Annotated in this window: 24 protein-coding genes and 1 riboswitch; of the genes, 17 read left to right on the top strand and 7 right to left on the bottom strand. The window is 42.1% G+C overall.

Annotated features, from left to right (window positions below; genetic code table 11):
* Window positions 1-73: 73 nt before the first annotated feature.
* The 5 genes from BUQ87_RS09675 to BUQ87_RS09655 are packed head-to-tail and all read left to right on the top strand — an operon-like array spanning window position 74 to window position 4,374.
* The gene (locus tag BUQ87_RS09675; protein WP_038261982.1) at window positions 74-613 is read left to right on the top strand and encodes a helix-turn-helix domain-containing protein; all 540 of its coding nucleotides are present in this window, start codon (window positions 74-76) and stop codon (window positions 611-613) included.
* 27 nt (window positions 614-640) lie between these two features.
* Window positions 641-1,684 carry a spermidine/putrescine ABC transporter ATP-binding protein gene (gene potA, locus BUQ87_RS09670; protein WP_038261979.1) on the top strand — a complete coding sequence of 348 codons (1,044 nt, stop codon included), beginning with the start codon at window positions 641-643 and terminating at the stop codon, window positions 1,682-1,684.
* Complete coding sequence (locus tag BUQ87_RS09665) at window positions 1,681-2,496, top strand: ABC transporter permease (RefSeq protein ID WP_038261976.1); 816 nt, start codon at window positions 1,681-1,683, stop codon at window positions 2,494-2,496. Before potA ends, BUQ87_RS09665 begins: the two co-directional genes overlap by 4 nt.
* Window positions 2,490-3,287 carry an ABC transporter permease gene (locus BUQ87_RS09660; protein ID WP_038261972.1) on the top strand — a complete coding sequence of 266 codons (798 nt, stop codon included), beginning with the start codon at window positions 2,490-2,492 and terminating at the stop codon, window positions 3,285-3,287. Before BUQ87_RS09665 ends, BUQ87_RS09660 begins: the two co-directional genes overlap by 7 nt.
* A gap of 34 nt (window positions 3,288-3,321) precedes the next feature.
* On the top strand, window positions 3,322-4,374 hold the full coding sequence (locus BUQ87_RS09655; RefSeq protein ID WP_038261969.1) for an ABC transporter substrate-binding protein: 1,053 nt from the start codon (window positions 3,322-3,324) through the stop codon (window positions 4,372-4,374).
* Window positions 4,375-4,377: 3 nt separating this feature from the next.
* On the opposite strand, the gene uvsE is transcribed toward BUQ87_RS09655, so the two are convergent.
* Entirely contained in the window at window positions 4,378-5,610 is a 1,233-nt protein-coding gene (gene uvsE / locus BUQ87_RS09650) for a UV DNA damage repair endonuclease UvsE (protein ID WP_038261966.1), read from the bottom strand.
* 235 nt (window positions 5,611-5,845) lie between these two features.
* Between uvsE and BUQ87_RS09645 the strand changes: the two genes are divergently transcribed.
* A complete protein-coding gene (locus tag BUQ87_RS09645) occupies window positions 5,846-7,576 on the top strand; it encodes a sensor domain-containing diguanylate cyclase (RefSeq protein WP_038261963.1) in 1,731 nt (576 codons plus the stop codon).
* Window positions 7,577-7,670: 94 nt separating this feature from the next.
* On the opposite strand, the gene BUQ87_RS09640 is transcribed toward BUQ87_RS09645, so the two are convergent.
* Window positions 7,671-9,452, bottom strand: a complete 1,782-nt coding sequence (locus BUQ87_RS09640) for an EAL domain-containing protein (protein WP_038261960.1) — start codon at window positions 9,450-9,452, stop codon at window positions 7,671-7,673.
* A 162-nt stretch (window positions 9,453-9,614) separates the two neighbouring features.
* Window positions 9,615-10,205 carry a 5' nucleotidase, NT5C type gene (locus BUQ87_RS09635; RefSeq protein WP_038261955.1) on the bottom strand — a complete coding sequence of 197 codons (591 nt, stop codon included), beginning with the start codon at window positions 10,203-10,205 and terminating at the stop codon, window positions 9,615-9,617.
* 194 nt (window positions 10,206-10,399) lie between these two features.
* Here BUQ87_RS09635 and BUQ87_RS09630 point away from each other — a divergent pair, with 194 nt between their 5' ends.
* The 5 genes from BUQ87_RS09630 (at window position 10,400) to BUQ87_RS09615 (ending at window position 12,882) form a co-directional block, all read left to right on the top strand.
* Window positions 10,400-11,254 (top strand): sugar phosphate isomerase/epimerase family protein, encoded by an 855-nt coding sequence (locus BUQ87_RS09630; protein ID WP_038261952.1) that lies wholly within the window; start codon window positions 10,400-10,402, stop codon window positions 11,252-11,254.
* 88 nt (window positions 11,255-11,342) lie between these two features.
* Window positions 11,343-11,486: a hypothetical protein gene (locus BUQ87_RS15255; protein ID WP_159434312.1), complete on the top strand. Its 144-nt coding sequence runs from the start codon at window positions 11,343-11,345 to the stop codon at window positions 11,484-11,486.
* Between the two features lie 150 nt (window positions 11,487-11,636).
* Window positions 11,637-12,098: a SixA phosphatase family protein gene (locus BUQ87_RS09625; RefSeq protein ID WP_038261950.1), complete on the top strand. Its 462-nt coding sequence runs from the start codon at window positions 11,637-11,639 to the stop codon at window positions 12,096-12,098.
* Window positions 12,099-12,178: 80 nt separating this feature from the next.
* Window positions 12,179-12,424, top strand: coding sequence for a DUF1292 domain-containing protein (locus BUQ87_RS09620; protein ID WP_038261947.1), 246 nt, complete (start codon window positions 12,179-12,181; stop codon window positions 12,422-12,424).
* Window positions 12,425-12,444: 20 nt separating this feature from the next.
* Window positions 12,445-12,882, top strand: coding sequence for a DUF6762 family protein (locus tag BUQ87_RS09615; protein WP_038261945.1), 438 nt, complete (start codon window positions 12,445-12,447; stop codon window positions 12,880-12,882).
* 58 nt (window positions 12,883-12,940) lie between these two features.
* Here BUQ87_RS09615 and BUQ87_RS09610 read toward each other — a convergent pair whose 3' ends face one another.
* The 3 genes from BUQ87_RS09610 to thiW form a co-directional block, all read right to left on the bottom strand.
* Window positions 12,941-13,699, bottom strand: a complete 759-nt coding sequence (locus BUQ87_RS09610; RefSeq protein WP_038261943.1) for an exodeoxyribonuclease III — start codon at window positions 13,697-13,699, stop codon at window positions 12,941-12,943.
* 104 nt (window positions 13,700-13,803) lie between these two features.
* Window positions 13,804-15,120 (bottom strand): phosphomethylpyrimidine synthase ThiC, encoded by a 1,317-nt coding sequence (gene thiC, locus BUQ87_RS09605; RefSeq protein WP_038261940.1) that lies wholly within the window; start codon window positions 15,118-15,120, stop codon window positions 13,804-13,806.
* A gap of 102 nt (window positions 15,121-15,222) precedes the next feature.
* Complete coding sequence (gene thiW / locus BUQ87_RS09600) at window positions 15,223-15,720, bottom strand: energy coupling factor transporter S component ThiW (protein WP_038261938.1); 498 nt, start codon at window positions 15,718-15,720, stop codon at window positions 15,223-15,225.
* Between the two features lie 147 nt (window positions 15,721-15,867).
* A riboswitch (TPP riboswitch) is annotated at window positions 15,868-15,974 on the bottom strand.
* Between the two features lie 255 nt (window positions 15,975-16,229).
* Between thiW and BUQ87_RS09595 the strand changes: the two genes are divergently transcribed.
* The 5 genes from BUQ87_RS09595 to BUQ87_RS09575 all read left to right on the top strand — a co-directional run bounded on the left by BUQ87_RS09595 (window position 16,230) and on the right by BUQ87_RS09575 (window position 20,554).
* Complete coding sequence (locus tag BUQ87_RS09595; protein ID WP_038261935.1) at window positions 16,230-16,715, top strand: DUF2680 domain-containing protein; 486 nt, start codon at window positions 16,230-16,232, stop codon at window positions 16,713-16,715.
* 167 nt (window positions 16,716-16,882) lie between these two features.
* Entirely contained in the window at window positions 16,883-17,557 is a 675-nt protein-coding gene (locus BUQ87_RS09590; RefSeq protein WP_038261931.1) for a response regulator transcription factor, read from the top strand.
* Window positions 17,554-19,017, top strand: coding sequence for a sensor histidine kinase (locus BUQ87_RS09585; RefSeq protein WP_052635912.1), 1,464 nt, complete (start codon window positions 17,554-17,556; stop codon window positions 19,015-19,017). Before BUQ87_RS09590 ends, BUQ87_RS09585 begins: the two co-directional genes overlap by 4 nt.
* Before the next feature lie 174 nt (window positions 19,018-19,191).
* Window positions 19,192-19,962: a methyl-accepting chemotaxis protein gene (locus tag BUQ87_RS09580; protein ID WP_052635911.1), complete on the top strand. Its 771-nt coding sequence runs from the start codon at window positions 19,192-19,194 to the stop codon at window positions 19,960-19,962.
* A 217-nt stretch (window positions 19,963-20,179) separates the two neighbouring features.
* Window positions 20,180-20,554, top strand: coding sequence for a DUF1292 domain-containing protein (locus BUQ87_RS09575; protein ID WP_038261930.1), 375 nt, complete (start codon window positions 20,180-20,182; stop codon window positions 20,552-20,554).
* Window positions 20,555-20,680: 126 nt separating this feature from the next.
* Here the strand turns inward: BUQ87_RS09575 and ppdK are convergent, their stop codons facing one another.
* Window positions 20,681-23,308: a pyruvate, phosphate dikinase gene (ppdK, locus tag BUQ87_RS09570; RefSeq protein WP_038261928.1), complete on the bottom strand. Its 2,628-nt coding sequence runs from the start codon at window positions 23,306-23,308 to the stop codon at window positions 20,681-20,683.
* A gap of 452 nt (window positions 23,309-23,760) precedes the next feature.
* Between ppdK and BUQ87_RS09565 the strand changes: the two genes are divergently transcribed.
* Window positions 23,761-24,714, top strand: coding sequence for an ROK family protein (locus BUQ87_RS09565; RefSeq protein WP_038261926.1), 954 nt, complete (start codon window positions 23,761-23,763; stop codon window positions 24,712-24,714).
* Window positions 24,715-24,901: the final 187 nt, after the last annotated feature.

Raw genomic sequence — 24,901 nt, 5'->3', positions numbered from 1 at the left:
TTTAGTAATTATAAACTTTATATTTAATATTGCATATATAAGCATAATATATGTTTTAGTGAGGAGATTTTTTATGGAAATCGGTAAAAAAATAAGGCAGCTGAGGATGGCAAAAGCACTTACCCAGGAAGAGCTTGCAAACAGGTGCGATCTTTCCAAGGGCTTCATATCGCAGGTTGAAAGAGACCTTACTTCACCGTCGATATCGACCCTTGTGGACATACTTGACAGCCTTGGGACCAATCTTAAACATTTTTTCAACGACGAAGAGGATGAAAAGATAGTTTTTACAGGGGAAGATGCATTTGGAATAAAGGATGAAGAGCTTCTGTATAGCATAGACTGGATAGTCCCGAATGCCCAGAAAAACTCAATGGAGCCCATAATGCTCACGCTTGAGCCGGGGGGAAGATACAAGGAAGAAGAGCCCCATGAAGGCGAGGAATTCGGATATGTCCTTACGGGAACGGTGGAGATACACCTTGGAGCCAGAAGGCACAGGGCGAAAAAGGGAGAATGTTTTTACTACAAGGCAAAGTCGAATCACTACATTTCAAATTATGGAAAAGGCATTGCAAAGGTACTTTGGATAAGCACCCCGCCTTATTTTTAACATGCTTACATTTGGAGGTGGAATTTTTTGAACAAACACATGATAGAGCTTAAAAACATAGTGAAGGAATATGACGGCACAAGGGTTCTTGACGGCATAAACCTGCATATAAAAGAGAATGAATTTTTGACACTTCTAGGGCCGAGCGGATGCGGAAAGACGACTACGCTCAGGATAATAGGTGGATTTGAGCAGGCCACTTCGGGAGAGGTTTATTTTGAGGGAAATGTAATAAACGATCTGCCGCCTTATAAAAGGCAGATAAACACGGTTTTCCAAAAATACGCCCTTTTTCCACATATGGACATATATGAAAACATAGCTTTTGGCCTCAGGATAAAGAAGATGACTGAAAAGCAGATACAGGAAAAAGTGGAGAGAATGCTAAGGCTTGTAAACCTCAAAGGTTTTGAAAAGAGAAGCATAGATTCGCTTAGCGGAGGACAACAGCAGAGAATTGCAATAGCAAGGGCTCTTGTGAACGAGCCCAAGGTGCTCCTCCTTGACGAGCCGCTTGGGGCGCTTGACCTCAAGCTCAGAAAGGAAATGCAAAGGGAGCTTAAGCAGATGCAACAGGATCTTGGGATAACGTTCATATACGTAACTCACGACCAGGAAGAGGCCCTTACCATGTCGGACACGATAGTTGTAATGGACAAGGGGCAGGTTCAGCAGACAGGATCTCCTCAGGACATATACAACGAGCCTGAAAACAGGTTTGTGGCAAAGTTCATAGGAGAGAGCAACATAATAGAGGGCACAATGATACGCGACTACGAGGTTGAGTTTTCAGGACACAAATTCAAATGCGTAGACAGCGGATTTGGGGAAAACGTACCTGTAGATATCGTGGTAAGGCCTGAGGATTTGAAGATTACAGACCCTGAAAAGGGAATGATAAGGGGAAAGGTCGTTTCTGAAATATTCAAAGGCGTTCACTATGAAATGCTCGTAGACTGCGAAGGATTCGAGTGGCTTGTGCACAACACTATAAGGGTTGAATACGGGCAGACTATAGGGCTTAGCTTAGAGCCAGAAGATATACATATAATGACGAGGTCGGAAAGTTGAAAAAGTGGACGGCATCGCCGTACATAATATGGAGCGTAATATTCATAGTATTCCCCCTTTTCCTAGTGCTGGGGTTCAGTCTGACAAAAGCAGGCCACGTGGGTGCGACCTTTGAAAACTACAGGAGGCTTCTCGACCCAATATACATAAGCGTATTCACGCGCTCTTTAAATCTTGCGTTGCTTTCTACGATCATATGCCTTGTACTGGGATATCCCCTCGCTGCAATACTTGCAGGGACAAACAAGAAATACAGAAATATAATAGTGATGCTTTTCATACTTCCCATGTGGATGAACTTTCTTCTCAGGACGTATGCATGGATGGCGATACTGGGGAAAAACGGGTTTATAAACACGACACTTAAGCTCGTGGGGCTTCCGACTGTAAAGCTTCTCTACACCGACGGAGCCGTGCTTCTGGGCATGGTTTACAATTTCCTGCCATTCATGGTGCTGCCCATATATACAGTGCTCAGCAAAATGGACAAGAGCATAATAGAAGCGGCCCAGGACCTTGGGGCAAACAGGCTCAGGGTTTTTATAAAAGTCATATTCCCGCTCAGCGCTCCCGGAGTGCTTTCTGGAATAACAATGGTATTCATGCCTGCGGTGAGCACATTTGTGATATCAAGGCTTCTTGGAGGCGGACAGTACATGCTCCTTGGAAACCTTGTGGAGCAGCAGTTCCTATGGGTTGGAGACTGGCATTTTGGATCGGCCATATCCATAGTCATGATGATAATAATACTGATATCAATGGCTGTCATGGCGAAATACGACAAAGATGAAAGTGGTGCTGGCCTATGGTAGAAAAAATACTAAAGAGAATATACATGATGCTGATTTTCATATTTATGTATGCGCCGATAGTCGTGCTTGTTGTGTTTTCGTTCAACAACTCAAAGTCGAGGAGCAGCTGGGATGGATTCACACTAAAGTGGTATATTGAGCTTTTCAAGGACAGGCAGATAATGAAATCGCTATACTATACGGTTACCATAGCGGTGATGGCATCAGTGATTTCAACGGTTACGGGAACAATAGCCGCAATAGGCATATATGACATGAAGAAGCTTCCTAAAAAGCTTCTTTTAAACATAAACTATCTTCCCGTATTAAACCCGGACATAGTGACCGGCGTAGCGCTTATGACGCTTTACATATTTGCGGGAATGAGGCTGGGATTTATGACCATGCTGCTTTCGCACATAACATTCGACATACCTTACGTAATACTGGCTGTTCTTCCAAAGCTCAGGCAGCTTCCCAAAAACACTCTTGAAGCTGCAATGGATCTTGGGGCAACTCCGTTTTACGCACTTAGAAAGGTAATACTTCCGCAGATAAAGCCGGGCATAGTCAGCGGGCTTTTGATAGCTTTCACAATGTCAATAGACGACTTTGTAATAAGCTTTTTCACTACGGGATCGGGAGTTACAAATCTTTCGATAACCATATATTCAATGGCAAGAAGGGGTATAAACCCTAAAATAAACGCGCTTTCAACACTTATGTTTGCGACGGTTCTCATGCTTCTTTTGATTTTGAACAAGAAGTCTCCAAAGGAGCTTATTGGAAAAGGCAGTGATGAGCTTTACTAAAAATACAAATATTAAAATGAAAGGGAGTGTATTTATGAAAAGAGTATCTAGGTTTATAGCGATTATCACAATGATTATGATATTCGCAGTGTCTCTTGCGGGATGTCAGTCAGGCAAAGGAGACAAGGTGGTTCTCAACGTATACAACTGGGGAGACTACATAGACGAATCAGTGATTGGCCAGTTCGAAGAGGAAACCGGGATAGAGGTTAACTACGAGACTTATGCGACTAATGAAGACATGTATGTGAAGATAAAGACCGGCGGAACGAGCTATGATATAGCAATCCCTTCAGACTACATGATAGAAAAGATGGTAAAGGAAGACATGCTTGAAAAGATAGACTTTGAAAACGTGCCAAACTATAAGAACATAGACAGCTCGTTCAAGAGTCTTGGATTCGACCCTGAAAACGAATACTCGGTTCCATACATGTGGGGAACTCTTGGGATAATATATAACAAGACAATGGTTGCAGATCCAGTTGAAGGCTGGGACATCCTTTGGAATGAAAAGTACAAGGGTGAAATACTTATGCTTGACAGCCAGAGGGACTCTATAGGAATAACTCTTAAAAAGCTTGGATACTCGCTTAACACTACAAATGTAGCTGAGCTTGAGGCTGCAAAAGCTGAGCTTGTAAAGCAAAAGCCTCTTGTGCTTGCTTATGTAGGGGACGAGGTAAAGGGAATGATGACAGGCGAAGAGGCCGCTATTGCAGTGGTATGGTCTGGAGACGCCGTTACAATGATGGAACAAAATGAAAACCTTGAATATGTCGTTCCGAAGGAAGGTACAAACATATGGTTTGACAACATAGTAATTCCAAAGGGAAGCGAGCACAAGAAGGAAGCCGAGATGTTCATAGACTTCCTTTCGAGACCGGACATAGCTCTTAAGAATACCGAATATATAGGATATTCGTCGCCGAATGCAACGACTGTGGAAATGCTCGACGAAGAGACTAGAAGCAGCGATGTTTCATATCCTGACACGGACAAGCTTAAAAGCAGCGAGGTGTTCCTTGACCTTGGAGATTTCGTGAAGGAATACGACAGGATTTGGACTGAAGTCAAGGTTCAGTAGTAATTAATAATAGGAATCTCTAATATATGACACGTCATATTTAACTGAAAGCTCTCTCAAAAACTCCTTTACCAAGTGTAGGGGAGTTTTTTCATTTCTATAGGACGAAAGAAGGCCCCTGAATTTTTCCCGTTCGCCGTCCCCTGCTGCCTTTTTGAAGTATCCCCATACGTGTTCGAGTGAGTTTGATGCCTGCCCTGCGTCTTCGGGAAGGCTCAGTATCTCATTTATTCGAATGAACAGTTCGCCGGATGGTGACGGACATTTTGCAACTGCATTCCCGATTTCCTTGTAGGCTGAATACGACTTCTCCATGACGCTGTATTTGTACTTTGCCCACTCGCGCTGCATCTGCTCTTTATCCCCACGCATCAGTCCTATTAGCTTTTCGGCGGAAATGTTCTTGTCCTTTACTTCTAGCATTATGTCCATGTCGAGGCCTTCAAGGCCGCTTGTAAACTTGAAAAACGAGTCGGGCATTATGGTCTTGGAGTGGGCTCCGGGCCTTTTGGAGCTGTCCTGCTGGGAATAGTGCATCTTGGGTATCCCGTCGCATGCCTTCCAAGTCTTTGCGAACTTTCGAATGAGGCTGTACTCGTTGTAAGTACTTGGATTTATGCTGTTGTGGAGATTGTCAAAAACTGCAGGCGCGCCGGTGAGAGAGCTTACATGAAGCACGTCATGTGCGCTGTAGCTCTTCTCATCATTTTCTATTACAAGCCTGTCCCTTATGCACTGTGAAAGACTATTGTAGTTTTCGACAAATCGATTTACTGCAGAATTTTTGTCGCCATACACCCCTCCCACATGGAGTATTATCTTGTGGATTTTGGAATCGGTAAGGGCGTCTAGAATGCGGCAGTGGTACTCCAGGTCAGCTATGGCATTTCTTACCACCTCGGGTTTTGGAGAGTTGAGGACGGTGTACTGGCCCGGATGCATCGAAACCCTCATCCCACTTTCTTTAATGAGCCTCGCTATTATATCAAGCTGGGGCTTGTAGTCGTCCCACCACTTGATTGTGTTTACGGGATGGGATGCGAATGGTATTAGGCCAGAGCTTATCCTGTAAAGCCCTATTTTCTTTTTTATATTGTATTGTATTATATTTTCAAGTCCAGAAAGGTTTGTTTCTATGAGATCTCTCAGCCTTTTTTCGGTGGCATTTTTGAGTATGCAGCTTTTGCTTGTCGGGGCGTCTATAGAAAGGTTTATGCATGCATATCCTATTTTCATATTTATCACCTCTGTTTGTAGTATAGTGAATAAGAGTGCCAGCTAGAATGGAAAGTGGCATATGTTACTGAGTTGTTATACCCACGTTGGGAAAATGATACACCATTTTTAGCATTTCGACCAATTTTACACCTTTACTCCCATAATTTGCTGAAATTATGGGAGTAAAGATGTAAAATGATATTGTCGATACTTATGTAAAGGAGTGTATAAATATAAGTTGCGGGGTGGTCAAATGAAAAGGTTGGGTTTTTCAAAACAGATAGTACTGCTTCTCATGTCACTGGTGGTAATATGCATCGCGTTGACGGAAGTCATCAGCTACAATATGACATCGGACCTGAACAACCGCTTGGTGATGGAGAATCTTCAAACTCTTACAGATTCAACATACAATCTTATAGATTCGTCTGTAAATGTGTCCATTAAAAATTACCTTAAAGCAATTGCGGAAAAGAACAAGAATATTGTTGAGCTTTATTACGGCAAATTCATGAAAGGGGAACTGTCAGAAACTGAGGCGAAGCAGGCCGTAGCAAATATTTTTGAAACCCAGAGCATAGGGGAGACTGGATACATATACATTGTGGACTCAAAAGGTGTATTGGTGGAACACCCTGCTTTAAGGGGGGCTGATATTTCCAATTATGACTTTACAATGATGCAAATTGAAAAAAAGGAAGGCTATATGGAATACCTGTGGAAGAATCCCGCTGATGACCGGGAGCGGGAAAAGGTGCTGTATATGGTGTATTTTGAACCGTGGGATTACATAATATCGGTCACATCATACAAGTCGGATTTCATAGACCTTATCGACACAAATGATTTTAAAGACAATATATTGTCTGTCGAAATAGGTAAAACGGGATACATGCATGTTATGAATTCTCAGGGCGAACTGATAATACACCCAAAGCAGCAAGGGGTGAGCATTTACGATTCTGTAGACACGGCTGGAAATCACTTCATACAGGAGATCATAAAAAATAAAAATGGAAGCATAGTTTATCCATGGAAGAACCCCGGTGAGCTCTACTACAGGAATAAAATAGTAATTTATAAGTACTATGAGCCCATGGACTGGTATCTTTGCAGCGGGGTCTATATAGGTGAAATTACAGAGCCCGTTGAACTGATGCAAAGGAAGATGATTACGGTATTCATACTCATATTTGTGGTGACGGCCGTAATAGCCCTCATATACAGCCGTATAATACTCAAGCCCATAAATCAGCTCATATTGGCGATGGAAAAAGTCATAAGCGGGGAGTTTGACATCAATATAGACAGCAATAGGAACGATGAAATCGGCAGGCTTACCAATATATTTAACGACATGATATACAAGGTTAAAAATTACATGGATAGGCTCAGTGTATCAAACTCCAGGCTGGAAGAGATAAACGAAACTTTGGAGAATAAGGTGAAAGAGAGGACCTGTCAACTTGAACTCTTGTCGAATCAAGACGGTTTGACAGGCCTGTTCAACAGAAGAAAACTGGACGAATATTTAGAACAATCATGGACTGAGTCGCTGGAACTCAAAGAGCCGCTGACGCTGTTGCTTATAGATATTGACCACTTCAAAGGATATAATGACACTTATGGACACCCTGCCGGCGACGAGTGCCTAAAAGCAGTTGCGGGGGCGATAAATGAAATGTCGCGAAAAGAAATCGACTTTGTGGCACGCTATGGAGGGGAGGAGTTTCTTGTCGTATTGAATGACACGGATAGAGATACGGGAGTCGACGTAGCAGAGCAAATTAGAAAAGCAATTGAGGATTTGAAAATCCCCCACATATCTTCAGCTGTTTCCGATTACGTTACAGCCAGCATAGGAGCCTGTACGCTAAGCGGATTTGAGAATAGTGATTTGAAAGGGTTTGTGGAACTTACGGATGAGGCCTTGTATAATGCGAAGACAGCAGGCCGGAATCGAGTGAAAGTAAATAGCTATTAAGCGATGAATACAGTTGGTGAAAAACGAAGGCGATATCATTTGAATGAGATTGCCTTCGTTTTGATTTTCATTGGTGATTTGGTTACTCAACAACTTATTCGAATATTACATAATTGCTTCCGGGAAGTTTTTTGACCCTCTTTTTCAGCTTTGTCATGTGATTTGAGATATGGTCGGGCCCGTTGAAGCTGCTAGGGTCACCTGAAAATCCTGCAAGCGATATGGAAGTGAGGTCGAACCTCACGGTTTTTCCGCTTCTGTCCCATGTCTCTATGAAGCCGTTGTTTTTGTCCAGCTCATTGAAAAACTGGAGAACCTCTTTGTCGAAATCATCTATTATGTCCCAGCACAGGAGATTTGAATCCTCAATACCGCCTTCTGTGATGAAAAGAAAGTCATCGCCGCCTATATGTCCTACAAAGCAGTTAAACGGATGTTTTGACTTAACTCGTTTTTCTATTATATTGGCGGCTAGCTTTATTATCTTGTCTCCGTTTTCAAATCCGTACACGTCATTATATGATTTGAAATTGTCGAGGTCCGCATACACTATGCAGCAGTTTTTGCTGTAGCTTATAGTATCCGTTAAAACCCTGTTTATTATTACATTTCCCGCAAGCCCTGTAAGGGGGTTGAGTTCTCTGGCATAGCTCTTTTCCATTGCGGTTGTGTACTGGAGAAGTTTTTTTATGGACACTAGGCCGCTGTATTTGAACCCTTTTGTGATAATTATGCAGTCGTATATCCTGGCGCTATCCCTGTCCATGGCGAGTTCGGAAACAGTATTTATGGGGGTGTAATAGTCCACTATCAGGGGATTGTAATCCATTATAAGTGATATGGGTTTTCTGGAGTACAGAGGTATTCCGTACTGCTTTGCCATTGCGGAATTGAGGTTGTTTTGCATTATAAGACCCTTGGGTATTTCGTCTTCAACCAGGCACACCCCGTCGAGAATGTTTTCGTCCAGATGTCTTTTCACATCAATGCACAGAGTGTCCTGTCCAAGGGCTTGCTGTTCTTCTGTTATGGCTCCGATATAGTGATAAGTGCTGCTGTAGTCAAACACGTTGTTTGAAAGCGAGTTGTATTTGGCTATCTTGTTTTTTATGACTTCGGGTATTTCAAGGAAAGTCCCGGCAGGGCGCTGTAGGAAATACCCCTGCCCGGCATACACTCCGAGCCTTATTAGCGTTTGAAGCTCTTCTTCCGTTTCTATGCCTTCGGCTATTATATTTATATTTGTAGAGATGGAAAGGTTGACGAAGTTTTTTATAAGGGCCTGTTTGAAAGAGTCCCTGTCTATGCCCCTTATTAGCTCCATGTCTATTTTTATGTAGTGGGGTCTTGTCTTTGTTATTGTCTTAAGCCCGGAATATCCGGCCCCCATGTCGTCTATGGCTATCTTATAGCCCTGCCCCGTGTAGTTTTTCAATACGTCGCAAAATGCCGCATAGTCTTCTATGGCAGTCCTTTCGGTTATTTCGAATATTATCGATTTTGGAGATATATTGTGGTTTCTTAGGAACTCCTTTGTAAAGCCTCTCCTGAACTTCTCGTCTTTTATTATGTTTGGGTCTATATTTATAAAAAGGTATTTGTCGGACTTTATGCACTGGGATCTTTCAATCGCCTTTGTCCTGCATAGCAGCTCGAGGTCCCAAACCATTGAAAGCTCGTCGGCGGTCCTGAACAGAACTTCTGGAGAAGTGAGTTCTGAATCCAATGGGCCTCTGCTGAGAGCCTCATATCCTATTGTATTTCCGTTTTTTAGCGACACAATTGGCTGGAACACAGTTGTAATGTCTGCGGTCTCTAGAATTCTTTTGAATTCGTTAAATCTTTTTTGTCTTCTTTCTTGTCCGACAACGTCCATGATATTCACCTCTAAGTATATTTTATAAAAAAAGGGACATTTATAGGATTGAATCCATGTTAAGTTTGTAAACTGGAGGTTAAAAATAGCTATATGAAAATTTGCAGGCATAAAAAAAGACGTCCAGACAAAGACATCTTGCTAGCACGGCAGGAGATGACTCTAAGCTATCTCCTGCTTTTTACTTTTGATCTTTTGGGCGTATCTATTGATTTCGATTTCTATCTGGTGCCAGTCGTATACGCGCTTTGCATTTTCAGGAAGAGGTCCCTTGTTATATTCGCAGTTTATAAGAAGCACATCGAATCCGGCATTTGAAATCTCCACGGCGTTTTCATACCTGTCCTCTATGAATATGTCACAGTCGAGTTCTCTTGCTTTTTCAACCTTGTAGTGGGAACCAAGAAGATGAAGGCTTCCAAGCATTATGTCGTGCTTTTTAAGCCAATTTTCAGTAGTAAGTTCAAGTGATTTTTGCCTTGCAGTCACATAGTTTACACTGCAAAATGACGACAGTCTGGATATGATGTCCTTTGAATGTTCTCTTATTTCAGATTCCATGTGAAGCTCGTGGCAGCACTGATTGTAAAATTCAACATACTCCTTATCGCTTACGCCTATTACCTTATGGATTTCATAGCTTGTAACATCACAGGGCTTAATATCGCATCCGAAATGGCTGTTTGCTCTTTCAAGCCAGTAGTAAGGCTCTGTTACAGTACCGTCTATGTCTATGCACAAATTGATTTTCATAATATCACTCTCCTCATTTTTATTTTTATTTCTGAGTCCATTTTACAGCCGTATCTTTAAGAAAATATTACGTAGGTGTTAAGAGGACGTTAAAAAGCTTTAAAAGTATGTAAATGTGCTTGAAAGAGACTTCTTATTATATTAATCTTTAATTGGAAAAGCTGTTGATTGTATATAAAGAGGAGGAGAAAAGATTGAATTTCCTTATAAGCATAAACCATATTGGATTTGACTGCGCGCCTGAAATGCTTGTGCAGATAATGAAGTGCGCAGACATTTCAAACGCCGTTGACGGCATAGAACTGAATGTAGATGTATTTTGTGAATTCGAAAGGGCATACATGGAAAGAATGGCAAGGACTCTGAAGGAAGAGGGCATGATACTCCAGGTGCATGCGCCAAATCCTGAAGGGCATTTTAACGACAGGGAAAAAATAGCCCGTATGCTGAGATTTTACAACGAGATTGCGGGCATAATGGGAGGCAAAGTAGACGTTGTTTTCCATCCGATGAGCGGCCATAGCGAGATGGAAGCAGTGAAAAATACTGCTGAATATGTAAATATGCTTCTGCATGAAATAGATTCAAAAGGCCTTGCCATAAACCCGAGCCTTGAAAACCTAAACAGCACAAAAAATCATATAAGGCTTGGCACAAACCATATATCAAGTATAATAAAAAACAGTCATATGGGGCTTTGCTGGGACATAGGCCACGAGGTTGCGTCAAACAACCATTCATACAGGCTTGAAAAAGGCCTTGAATCCAGAATAAGCAACATACACATACACGATGTGCAAGGAAGCGACCACTGCCCATTCTACCATTTCAATACGGACTTTATAAAGGCCATGAAATACTTGGACTCAATGGGATATGAAAACAGCGTGGTGCTTGAAATCAACATATCCAAGCTGAACTCAAGCTCACTTTTCAAAAAATATCATGAATATGTTGGAAACCTTCTAATGCTCAAAAATTACGACAATCCACTGCTTGTGGACGACTTCACCCCTAAATTCAATCCGCCTGTCAGGGAGGTAATATAGCTTTTCGCATAGAGATGCATGAAAATGTGTTTTATCAATCCAAAAGGGTATATATATCCTATAAGATGCACAGGAGGGAATATAAACCATGCAAGAAATAGCCGCAGACAGGATGGACATGCTGTTTGAAATGATACAGGGCCAGGATGATAAGCCTGATTACTACGAAAAGCTCAAAACATCAATAGATGAAAAAATAACTCTATACACAAGCCTCATAAGGGAAAACTAACTTATGGGGCTGTTTTTTTGACACCTTTCGACTTTTGGAATATAGTAGTTATATAAGAGTTGTCTGATGCGGTTTAAATTATATTTATAGGGGTAATTTAAACCATATAATGGCAAAAAAAGAGTGCATTGATGAAAAGGGGTGATAAATATGAGACTTGTAATAGTAAGGCATGCAACGGCCCAGGAAAGGGGCAGCGTTAAGGACGATTCAAAAAGAGAGCTTGTGTCAAAGGGCGTAGAACAGGCTGAAAACACCGCACTGCAGATAAAACCTCTTGTGACAAGATGCAGCAATGTATATATATGGACAAGTCCTCTTACAAGGGCTTGGCAGACGGCAAAGATAATAGAAGACGTTTTGGATATACACTATATTCAGCAGAAGGATTTTATCGAAAACGGAACTTCACTTCAACTTATTGAGGAGATGAAACAGCTTGATGGAACGGACTGCCTTATAGTGGTGGGGCATGAGCCTAATGTGAGCGAATGGACGAGCGATATAACCGGAAGGCAGGTGCACTATAAAAAGGGACAGGCCGCACTTTTGGAGTTCAAGGACAGGAAATATGTCGAGGATTCGCTTGTAATGCTTCAAAGGAAAGAGTAGAGTTAAAATATCTGTGTACATGTGGCGGTAGGGATAATATAATTGTCTTGGCGGCATAAAAATATTTTAGGAGGACTACAATGGAAGAAAAAAACATGGTAATACTTAAGGATGAAAATGGAAACGACGTTGAATTTGAACTTGTAGAAGAATTAGAGATGGAAGGTGTTGTATACGTGCTTCTTGCAGATCCGGGAGACGAGGATGACGCATACGTGTACAGGAAGATAGAGGAAGACGGAAAATTCAGATATGAAGCTGTAGAAGACGAAGACGAATTTGAAAGAGTTGTTGAAGAGTACGATTCATATTTTGACGAAGAATAATTCTAAAGGAGACTTAGCATATGGAGCCATTTAGAATGATAGTTATGGAAAAAGACATTGAAACTGGGATTTTGGAAAAAGAAATAACAAGCTATGACATAGAGAAAAACGGAGAGATAATAGGCGGAATATATGCCGAAAAGGCAGATGAGGGCTACGATATAGTTATGAGGCTTACAACAGACAAAGACCTTGAGGACTGGGAGTTTGTGGCTGTATTTGACTACTATGACATCTCTGAGATAGAGGAAAAGGCAAAGAGTGTTGAAGAGGATGATTCTTACTTCAATCCAGTATGGGCCATAAGGCTTGAAATGGACGAAGATGATGAGAAGATGGAGCAGGAGATACAGGGCATTGTTAATATTCACATAGAGCAGCTCCAAAAGGCATATGAAGAGATAAAGGATAAAAAAGAGGACTACTCGGAATTTGACGAGCAGCCTCACGTATACTAGCATTTGAAAGAAAGTCTTAGGACTTTCTTTTTTGATGGTGTCTTAATGATGATTCGAGCTATATGGAGAGGACTACTGGGCAGTGGTCTGAGCCGTGCACTTCATCTAGAATGTCTGCGCCTTTGACCATGTCAATCATGTCATCAGATACGAAATGGTAGTCTATTCTCCAGCCCGCATTTCTCTCCCTTGCCTTGAACCTGTAGCTCCACCACGAATACTTGACCTGCTCAGGGTGAAAATGCCTGAAAGTATCGACATATCCGTTTTGTATGAGCTTGTCAATCCACTCCCTTTCGACAGGTAAAAATCCGGAAGTCTTTGAATTTGCCTTTGGATTTTTAAGGTCTATCTCCCTGTGGGCCGTGTTGTAGTCCCCGCATATCACGAGTTTTTTGCCATTTGACCTCAGGCCGTTGCAGTATTCGAGCACTGCATCATAGAATTCAAGCTTGTATGAAAGCCTGTCATCGTCCTTTTGGCCGTTTGGAAAATATATGTTCAAAAGGATGAACTCGTCGTAATGGGCGATTATTATCCTGCCCTCCTCGTCAAATCGTTCTATGCCTATTCCATACTCCACAAGATTAGGCTCGACTTTGGAGTAAAGCGCCACCCCGCTGTAGCCCTTTCTTTTTCCAGAGCAGAAATACGAGAAGTAGCCTGGTATGTTTATCAGGCTGTCTTCGAGTTGTTCTATATGGGCCTTTGTCTCCTGAAGGCATAGTATATCGGGGGCGGTAGTGCCAATCCACTCGAAAAAGCCCTTTTTTGCAATGGACCTTAGCCCGTTTACATTCCAAGAGTATATAGTCATAATATCACCATCCATATGTATTTTAAGCCATGACTATATAATACCATATGGAAAGGGAATGTGTACATTTTAGGTAGTGTATTAGTTGAGCTGTTTGGCTTTTATTAGTCGTCATTCCTAAGGATGTTTATATCCTTGCCTGCCATAACCCTGTTCATGGTTCTCACGGCGCACATCTTTCCGCACATTGTGCATGAGTCCTCATGTGCAGGAACAGATGATGCTCTATATCTTCTAGCCTTTTCAGGGTCCATTGAAAGCTCGAACATCTTCTCCCAGTCAAGCTCGGCTCTAGCCTTGCTCATGCTGTTGTCCCAGTCTCTTGCACCAGGTATTCCCTTTGCTATGTCAGCTGCGTGAGCTGCTATTCTTGAAGCTATTATACCTTCCTTCATGTCGTCAAGGTCAGGCAGTCTAAGGTGCTCTGCAGGTGTTACATAACATAAAAAGTCTGCTCCGCTTGCCGCAGCTATGGCTCCCCCTATCGCGCTTGTTATGTGGTCGTATCCTGGAGCCACGTCTGTAACTATAGGTCCAAGCACATAGAATGGCGCTCCGTGGCAAAGTTTCTTTTGAAGAAGCATGTTTGACTGTATTTCGTTAAGGCTCATGTGTCCAGGTCCTTCAACTATTATCTGAACGTTCTTCTCCCAGGCTCTCTTTGTAAGCTCTCCAAGCAGAATGAGCTCCTTTATCTGGCTTGCGTCTGTAGAGTCGGCTATGCTTCCAGGTCTGCATGCGTCTCCAAGGCTTATTGTAACGTCGTACTGCGCACAAATGTCAAGAAGCTCGTCGTAGTACTCATAGAATGGGTTTTCGTTTCCTGTAAGCTCCATCCATGCGTAAAGAAGAGATCCTCCTCTTGAAACTATGTTTGTAAGTCTTGAATTTCTCTTGAATATGTGGGCAGTTTCCCTGTTGACTCCGGCGTGTATAGTCATGAAGTCAACTCCGTCTTCAGCGTGCTTTTTCACGACGTCCAAAAATTCTGATGCAGTTATATCTTTAAGTTCCTTGTCGTAAAAGCCTACAGCATCGTACATTGGAACTGTTCCTATCATTGCAGGAGACATTTCTACGACTCTTTTTCTGAACTCTTCGGTCTTTCCGAAAGAGCTAAGGTCCATTATGGCTTCAGCCTTCATGTCTATTGCCTTTTGAACTTTTTCAAGCTCAGTGTCTATGCAGCGGCAGTCCTTTGAAATTCCAAGGTTTACGTTTATTTTAGTCCTAAGCCCTTCTCCAACGCCTTCAGGGCTTAAAGATACGTGGTTTTTGTTGGCAGGAATTGCAACCCTTCCGCTTGCAACCAGCTCCATAAGCTTTGAAGTTTCCATTCTCTCCTTTTTTGCAACTGCTTCAATTTCTTTTGTGATTATGCCTTTTCTTGCGGCATCCATTTGAGTCGTGTAGTTTTTCATGATATATTCTCCTTTTCGATTTTGTATATGATGTCTAACGTTTGATTTTATATAATTCAGGCTCTGGGGCCGGTGAATCTGTTTGAATTATTTCTACAAACTCTATCTTGCGGCTTTTATGCTCTTGAAAACTCCTGAAAACTGTGCGGATTTCAAAATAGCAAGAGCTATGAGGCTTCCCCCTATTGTACTTGCCGTAAATGGAATTATGAAAAACAGCGCTCCGACCTGTTTGCCCATTATGAAGTATGCCATGGGGAATGAAAGAAGAGCCCCTATTATTCCAGTGCCTGCAATCTCGCCGGCTGCAGCGAAATACATGTTTCTTGACTTTAGGTATGCAAACGATGCAATAGCCGCTCCTATCATGCTTCCTGGGAACGCGAGAGGGGAACCTGTGCCGAGTATGTTCCTGAGTAGCGATATCAAAAATGCGTTCGCCAATGAATACCAGGGGCCAAGAAGAACTGCCGATATTACATTTATTGTGTGCTGCATTGGGAAACATTTGGCAACGCCCACGGGGATATATACCATGTGTCCCGTTATGGTGCCTATTGCCACAAGAAGTGCTGAAAAGGTGAGTTTTCTGACATTCATATGATCTTCTCCTTCGCTTGAAATTGAAAAAAGTTTCAAATTTGCCGAATGCTGGCATAAAGTCGGGAGAGAAATTTTAGCGAAAAGGATTTGTGAAATAAAAAAAGCACAAACCCAGTATAAGGATTTATGCTTTGAGTGTAATGCACATCATCGCCCAAACTTCCCTACGCTGGCATTATCCAGATCAGGTTGAGGGTTAAAGAAATGCATCTTTATCTCAGCCGGTCTATCCGGCACCCCTAGTTCTTTAAAAAACATTAAATTCAAATTACAGTTAGATGATAACACAATAGCATTTTTAAAGCAAACGTTTTTTGTCAAATTATTCATTGTTTGTTCACAGTATTGTCACAAAAGGTGGGCATAATGAGAGTAACAAATAAAAATAAGCCGCTTCAAATAGACAGGGCAGACAAGGGCAAGGACACTTACTTAGCAGATGAAACGGATATTTTTGATTTGTATATTGGGCGGCAGGCTTAAAATTTTGAAAGGAGATGTGTATAATGAAAAAACTTAAAAAATTGACTAAGATTATAATAGGTGGAGTGATGGTCATATCACTTGGCGCGGTAGCATTTGCCGATTCGGTTATGACACCGGCGCAGGTTTATTCAGATGTTACAGGAAAGACGGTTGAAGAGGCCTATGAGGACAGGCAAAGCGGAAAGACTTACGGAGAGCTTGCCCAAGAAGAAGGGAAATACGAAGAGTTCAAGGAGCAGCTTCTTGAAAACAGAAAAGCGCTTCTCGAAGAGAGGGTTGAAGATGGAACTTTAACCAGGGAACAGGCTGATTTAATGCTCCAGAGAATGGAAGAGTGCGATGGAACTAATCCAGGGCAAAATGGATTTGGACTTGGAAGAGGAAACGGCGGCTGTGGAAATGGACAGTGCGGCTTCGGAGGTCAAGGACGAGGATTGGGCCAGGGAAGAGGAGCGAGCAAGGGATTTGGACAAGGCCAGGGACTTAGACAGTTTGAGGAAAAATAATATTTAGATTAAAGAGAACCCGCATGGGTTCTCTTTTGGGTTGCGGGGATATATAATTTCAGAAGGATATGAAACTTTAGGCGAGGCATTTGCAGGTACAAATCAGGCAGCTGTATTCTGGAAAATGGGGTATACTAATTGTATTAAATGTAGCTGGAGGTGGTTTTTTGAACGGGCAGAAGATTCTAATAGTGGAAGACGAAGTCAGGATGAGGATGCTCATATCGGATTACCTGAAACGAGAAGGTTTTGAGATACTTGAGGCAGGGGATGGCCAGCAGGCTCTTGATATATTCGAGCAAAATGACCTGGACCTTGTGGTCCTTGACATAATGCTTCCAAAATATGACGGTTGGACGGTATGCAGGAACATAAGGAAAAGCTCAAATGTACCCATTGTGATGCTGACGGCAAGATCCGAAGAGTCTGACGAGCTGTTCGGGTTTGAACTGGGCGTAGACGAGTATATAACAAAGCCTTTCAGCCTCAAAATCCTTGTGGCAAGGATAAAGGCCCTTCTTTCAAGGACCTCACCGCTTTCGAATGATGAAATAAGCATAGGGGCAATAGTCATAGACACATCTGCGCATATTGTAAGTGTAAACGGGCAAATAGCAGAGCTCACTCCAAAGGAATACGAGCTTTTGATATATCTTGTCAAGAACAAGGGCATAGCCCTGTCGAGGGAGCAAATACTCGATGGCGTATGGGGGTATGACTATTACGGCGACCTGAGGACTGTGGATACTCACATAAAAAGACTCAGGATGAAGATTGGAGAAAGCGCAGTCCTTATACAGACTGTAAGGGGAATTGGATACAGATTCGGAGGACAGATATGAAAAAATCCATAATGGCGAGGCTGTTTGTATATACCACAGGGATAGTATGCTCAATACTTGTGCTATTTTTGATTTTGAATTCGGTGTATTTTGAAAGATATTACACGGGCATAAAAAAGGGGCAGCTCCAAAGCGGTATAATTAATATAGAAGAGATTATAGGCGAGGGCTATGCACAGACGGAAATTCATGCCCGAATTTCAGAGATTGAAGAGGAGAAGGGTATTAAATTTCATATCCTGACTGTGGATTATGAAACTGTGTATCCCGAAAGCTTTGGCAGGGGAGCCATGATGGGACAGGGCGGAATGGCGGGGGTAAGCAGAGAAATAGTAAGTGCCATGGAAGAGAAAGGTGAACTGTTTGGAATATACGAGCATCCCATGCTGGGAGCCCAGTTTTTGACCTATGCAAGAAGGCTTGAAAATGGATATGTAGTAATAGCCCAGTCGTCAATGGGGGCTATTAGGGAAAATGTATATGCAAACCAGCGGTTTTCGATATATGTGTCATCGGTGGCCCTTTTGATAGGGCTGGCTGTATCTTATTTCATGGCGAGAAGCATAGCCGATCCTATAAGGAAGATAGGAGAGGTTGCAAATTCAGTTGAAAACCTTGACTTTAAAGCGAGGTATGAGGGGGAGCGCCGTGATGAAATAGGAAGGCTTGGAAAGAGCATAAACAGCATGTCATCCAGGCTTGAAGCTGTAATAGGCAGCCTTAACAGCGCAAATGAGCAGCTGAAGCTTGAAATAGAAAAGGAAAAGAAGATAGACAAAATGAGAAAGGACTTCATATCTGCCGTATCGCATGAACTCAAGACTCCGGTTGCTCTCATACAAGGCTATAGCGAAGGCCTTATGGATAATGTCGCCGACGATGAGCGGAAAAACTTCTACTGCGAAGTCATACAGGACGAGTCGGGAAGGATGGGAAGCCTGGTAAACGAGCTTTTGGAGCTTTCGAGGCTCGAGTCGGGAAAGGCTGAAATGAAAATGTCGGAGTTTGACATGGTTGAGATTGCAGTCGAAATATCCAAAAAGCACAGCTTGATGGCAGGGGGAAAAAATGTAGAGATAAAAACGGATATAAAAGGCGAGGATTTTGTTGTGTTTGCAGACCGGGGGAAAATAGAAAGAGCTATTCTCAACTATATTCAAAACGCCATAAAAAACGTGCGGGAAGGTGGCGAAATAGAGGCTGCAGTCGAAGAAAAGGAGGAAGCTGTAAGATTTGGCGTATACAACTCGGGAAGCAGCATACCTGAAGATGAGATTGACATGATATGGAGCTCTTTTTACAAACTTGACAAGGCGAGAAGCAGAAGTAAGGGTGGAAGCGGACTCGGGCTTTCGATAGTGAGAGAGATAATTAATATCCACTCTGGGAGCTACGGGGTCTTTAACAGGGACGAAGGCGTCGAATTCTGGTTTGAAATCCCCAAGAACATAAAAACATGATTCGCGTGGAACAAATGGCCGTCGTGAATTTCAAATGAGTTCATAGGGGTCATTTTTTATTGAGCAGACTGTGAAATTATTGACTTGCAAGGATGGACTTTTTAAAGTGAAAAGAAGGAATTCTGCTTGGGGTTATGGGGATAGACATTAAAGTGGACGATTTGAAAACCACAATTGAGAAAGTGCAGGTATACTAGATTTGGAGAAGAAATAGGCGGAATTGCAAAGTCGATACAAGAAGTTGACTCAAGTGCCAAGGAGGCTCGGAATCTGGCTTTTGAAAGCAGCGAAAGCATGGAGGCACTTGTGGAGTCAGTAGGAAAAGTGAGAGCTTCATTTGATGATTTTGTTGTCAAGGTTTCAGATTTCGGTGAAAATATGGGAAAGATAAATCAGATGACAAATGTCATAAATGGTATTGCCGAAAAGACTAATTTGCTGGCTCTTAACGCATCTATTGAAGCTGCAAGGGCTGGAGAACATGGAAATGGATTTGCAGTAGTGGCAGGGGAGATAAGAACCCTTGCAGAGCAATCAAAAGCATCTGCGGAAAGCATAAATGTTTTAGTGGATATGATATCTAAGGATATGAACACAATGATTGATACGACGGAACTGATTAAGGGAGAGTTCAAAAATCAGACCGGTGTTATAAATACAGCCATGGATTCGTTTGAAAAGATTATTGAAGGAGTGGAGATGGTTGTGCCCGAAATTGAGACTGTTAACTTGCTGGCTTCCAGTATAAATGGCAAAAAAGAGGAGATTTTAGAAAAGGTAAAAAATGCTTCATATGTTGCGCAGGAAGTTTCAGCTTCATCCGAAGAAATAGCGGCATCGGCTGAAGCAATGAGTGCATCCATAGAGGAGGTTTCTTCGGGGGCGCAGTTGTTGAGCAAAATGGCTGAAGAAATGATGGAACAGGTGGATAAATTTAAGTTATAGTGATTAGTATCGGCATTGTATTGCCATAATAGTTACAGCTATACACATATGTGCTTAATATGGTATATTTAAATGAGTAAGTGAAGATACGATTTTTACAGGCTTGAATCTTTAGGACGATATGCTGCAGTGTATTAAACAGGCATGTCTCTGATTGATCAAACCCTTGAGTTGTCAATGGAAATCAGATGAGTAATTTGACTTGGAGGAGATTTTTATGGAAAAAAATAATGGATGCGGCTGCGGTTGCGGTTGCAATGAAGAAAAAGACGCATGCAACTGCACAGGACACGAGCGTGCTCATGATCACGATCATGAATGCGGATGCACTGGAGAAGACGAAAGAACTATAGACCTTGTGCTTGAAGACGGTTCAAGCCTTAAGTGCATAGCACTTGGAGTTTTCGATATTGAAAACATCCCGGGAAAAGAGTATATAGCACTTCTTCCTCAGGGGCATGAAGACGTGTTCCTTTATGGATTCAACGAGAGCCAAGAAGGAGTTGAACTTTCCAACATAGAAGATGATGAAGAGTTTGACGCTGTTTCAAAGAGATTCATGGAGCTTTTTGAAGACGAAGACGAAGAATAAAAAAATACGACCAGTTGATTATGCGACTGGAATATTAAAACCCCCGCATCTGTAGATGCGGGGGTTTTAAAAAGATAAACCCACCAGCTTGGCTGATGGGTTATTATTTTTAGTATAGGATACTGATTATTTACCTAATTTTTCTTTGATAGCGGCATGTGCAGCTGCAAGTCTTGCTATAGGCACTCTGAATGGCGAGCATGAAACATAGTCAAGACCAACTCTGTGACAGAATTCAACAGATGAAGGCTCTCCTCCGTGCTCTCCACATATTCCAAGGTGAATGTCAGGGTTTGCTTCTCTTCCAAGTTCACAGCCCATTTTTACAAGTTTTCCTATTCCGCCTTGGTCAAGCACTTGGAATGGATCTCTTTCAAGTATTCCCTTTTGCTCGTACTCTCCAAGGAATTTGCCTGCATCATCTCTAGAGAATCCGAAGCCCATCTGAGTAAGGTCGTTAGTACCGAAGCTGAAGAACTGTGCTTCTTTTCCTATCTCATCTGCAGTAAGTGCAGCTCTAGGGATTTCTATCATTGTTCCCACAAGGTATTCAAGCTCCACGCCAGATTCAGCTATAAGCTTGTCTGCTATTTCAGTTATGAGAGCCTTAACGTAAGAGAACTCTTGAACAGTTCCTATAAGAGGGATCATTATTTCAGGCTTTACGTCTAATCCTTCCTTCTTAACTGAAAGCGCACCTTCTATTATACCTCTTGCCTGCATTTGATATATCTCTGGGTATGTCACAGCAAGACGGCATCCTCTGTGTCCAAGCATAGGGTTGAATTCCTTAAGGTCGTCAACTCTTTGCTTTAGTTCTTTTTCAGATATATTCATGCTTTCAGCAAGAAGCTTTATGTCCTCGTCATGGTGTGGAAGGAACTCGTGAAGAGGTGGATCGAGAAGTCTTATTGTAACTGCTCTTGATCCCATAGCCTTGAATATCCCTATGAAGTCTTCCCTTTGCATAGGAAGAAGCTTGTCAAGCGCTTTAGTTCTTGCTTCAAGAGTTTTTGCAAGTATCATCTCTCTAACAACAGGGATTCTTTCGCTGTCGAAGAACATGTGCTCAGTTCTACAAAGACCTATACCTTCAGCTCCAAAGTTTACAGCTGTTTGAGCGTCCTTAGGAGTGTCCGCGTTAGTTCTTACCTTAAGTCTTCTTGCTTCGTCAGCCCACTTCATGAACACTTCGAAGCTTCCTGAAAGCTCAGGTTCAACTCTAGGAATCTCTCCAAGATATACTTCTCCGTTTCCGCCATCTATTGAGATGTAGTCGCCTTCTTTTACAGTGACATCGCCAACTGTGAAAATCTTTGCGTTTTCATCTATTTTTATGCTTCCGCAGCCTGCTATACAGCATTTGCCCATTCCTCTTGCAACAACTGCTGCGTGAGAAGTCATTCCGCCCCTTGCAGTAAGTATACCTTCGGCGCAGTCCATTCCCTCTATGTCTTCAGGAGAAGTTTCAAGACGTACAAGTACTGATTTTTCTCCATTTGACTTTGATCTTACAACATCGTCGGCGTTGAAGTAAACCTTTCCTGAAGCTGCTCCAGGAGATGCCGGAAGACCTTTTGCAAGCACTGTGGCTTCGCTTACGGCTTTTGCTTCGAAATTAGGGTGTAAAAGCTCGTCTATTCTGTTAGGCTCTATTCTGAGTATTGCATCTTCCTTGCTTATACGTCCTTCGTTAACCATGTCAACTGCCACGTTTATTGCAGCCTGAGAAGTTCTCTTTCCGTTTCTAGTTTGAAGTATATAAAGCTTTTTGTCTTCAACAGTGAACTCGATGTCCTGCATGTCTTTGTAGTGATCTTCAAGAAGCTTTGTGATATCTACGAACTGGCTGTAAACATCAGGCATTATGTCGTTCAGCTGCTCTATTGATTGAGGAGTTCTTATTCCGGCAACTACGTCCTCGCCCTGAGCGTTCATAAGGAATTCTCCAAACAGCTTGTTTTCACCTGTTGCAGGGTTTCTTGTAAAGGCAACCCCTGTTCCGGAAGTTTCCCCAGTGTTTCCAAATACCATAGACTGCACGTTTACAGCAGTACCAAGGTTGTGAGGTATTTCATTAAGATTTCTGTATGTCTTTGCTCTTGGGTTGTTCCATGAGCTGAACACAGCCTTTACAGCAGTAAGAAGCTGCTCTAGAGGATCAGAAGGGAACTCGCTTCCAGTTTGCATTCTATATATGGTCTTATACTCGCCTACTATATATTTAAGGTCTTCAACAGTAAGCTCGGTATCGTTTTCATATCCTTTTTGGTCTTTCACTCTGTCAAGCACAGACTCGAAATTGTATTTTGGTATTTCCATTGCCACGTCAGAGAACATCTGTATGAATCTTCTGTAGCTGTCATATGCAAGTCTTTCGTTATTAGTAGCGTTTGCTATTCCAACCACAGACTCGTCGTTAAGCCCAAGATTTAGTATTGTATCCATCATACCAGGCATTGAGATAACAGCACCAGATCTTACAGAAACAAGAAGAGGATTTTTTGAGTCTCCAAGTTTTTTACCCATTTTTCCTTCGAGTTCTGAAAGCTTTGCCTTTAGTTCGTTTAAAAGTTCGTCCCAAAGCTGTTCATTCTGGTTGTAATATTCTGTACAAGCACCTGTAGTTATTGTGAACCCTGAAGGAACTGGAAGCCCTATTCTGCTCATTTCAGCAAGATTTGCGCCCTTTCCGCCAAGAAGGCTCTTCATTTCCTTTGTTCCTTCTGAAAAACTGTAAACGTATCTTGTCATCGTAGCACTCCTTCTTCATAGAAATTTCTAATTTAGTGTTTAAAATAGACTAAAGCAAAACGTATTCAATTTCAATATAAATTTTAATAAAGTATCATATTTACATATAAAAGAATTTATATGTTGGTTCTGCCTGGAAGCACACTGCTTCCACCTTGAAAATCATCAATATATAGTTGCTTTATTTATAAATGTCTACAGAATAAAAATGGTGATGGCGCGTATTAGTATGGCTTATTTGCGTTTAAAACACGAAAAATACATAATATTTATACCCTATTATAACCTATATAATCAAAAAGGTTAACACATATTTTATATTTTTTAAAAATTTTTGCTGTCATTCCTATAATAAAATGCTCCAGGGGTATACTTATATAAATTTTACGAATTACCAAATGTGTTTGGTTTCAGATACATCCAAGAGTGAAGCTGTGGATATGGAGGATGCTATGAATATAGGTGTGGACATAGGGGGAACGAATATAGCTGCTGGGATTGTAGACGATGGTGGGCGCATAATAAAAAAAATCACCGCATCCACAAACAGAGGGCGTGGATATGGGGCGGTTGTCAAAGAGATTTCCATAATTTTAAACGCTCTTTCAAAAGATTTTGAAGGGGGGCGAAAAGTGGCAGTGGGGCTCGCCATTCCCGGGGTGGGGGATGAATATGGTAATGTCATAAAATGTGTGAACCTCGGCTGGAGAAATGTGCCACTTTCGGATGACATAAAAAAACTTACGGGGATGGACTGTGTGATTGAAAACGATTCAAATGCTGCAGCAGTCGGGGAATACAGGTTTGGAAGCATGAAGGGGAAAGAAAGCTTTGTAATGCTTACGCTTGGAACAGGACTCGGAAGCGGGATAATAGACGGTGGGAGGCTAATGAAAGGTTTTCACGGAGCGGGGGCGGAAATTGGACATATGGTTGTAGGCGAGAACTTCTACAACTGCACATGCGGAAAAAACGGATGTCTTGAGACTTTTGCATCGGCCAGTGCGCTTGTCAGGTACTTTAAAAGAATAGCCTCGGCTGGAGACGAATACACTGTTGCAATAGATATGGCGGGGGGAGACGTTGAGCTTGTGGATTCGAAGATTATAACCCAGGCCGCAATGCGGGGGGATGTCCTTTCGCTAATGGCTTTTGACAGGCTTTGCAAATACCTTGCTACTGGAATAGTGAACATAATAAATGTAATTGATCCCCAGGAAATAGTCATAGGGGGCGGACTGTCGGGGGCAGGAGATTTTCTGCTGGAAAAGGTGGACTCTTATGTGAAAAAAAGCATATTCTACAATGAGCTCACACATGCGCGAGTCAGGCTGGCATTGCTAGGAGATGACGCGGGAGTGGCGGGAGCTGCGGCGCTGCCGGAGTTTTTAAAGTATCCCATATGAATGGGATTGACATTCAAAATTTGAGGTATAAATTGTACTGCAGTGAATTTTAAATATAATTTAAAAACGTAACACGAGTTACAGATTTATGGATGGTGTTGTTGTAGTATTGAATAAAGCTGTTTGGAAAATTAACGACCTATTAAATTTTACATCGAGACGCATCGATGTAATGGACATGCGCAGG

Source organism: Peptoclostridium litorale DSM 5388 (assembly GCF_900141635.1).
GTDB lineage: Bacteria > Bacillota > Clostridia > Peptostreptococcales > Peptostreptococcaceae > Peptoclostridium > Peptoclostridium litorale.
This window is presented reverse-complemented; position numbering and strand designations above follow the sequence as displayed.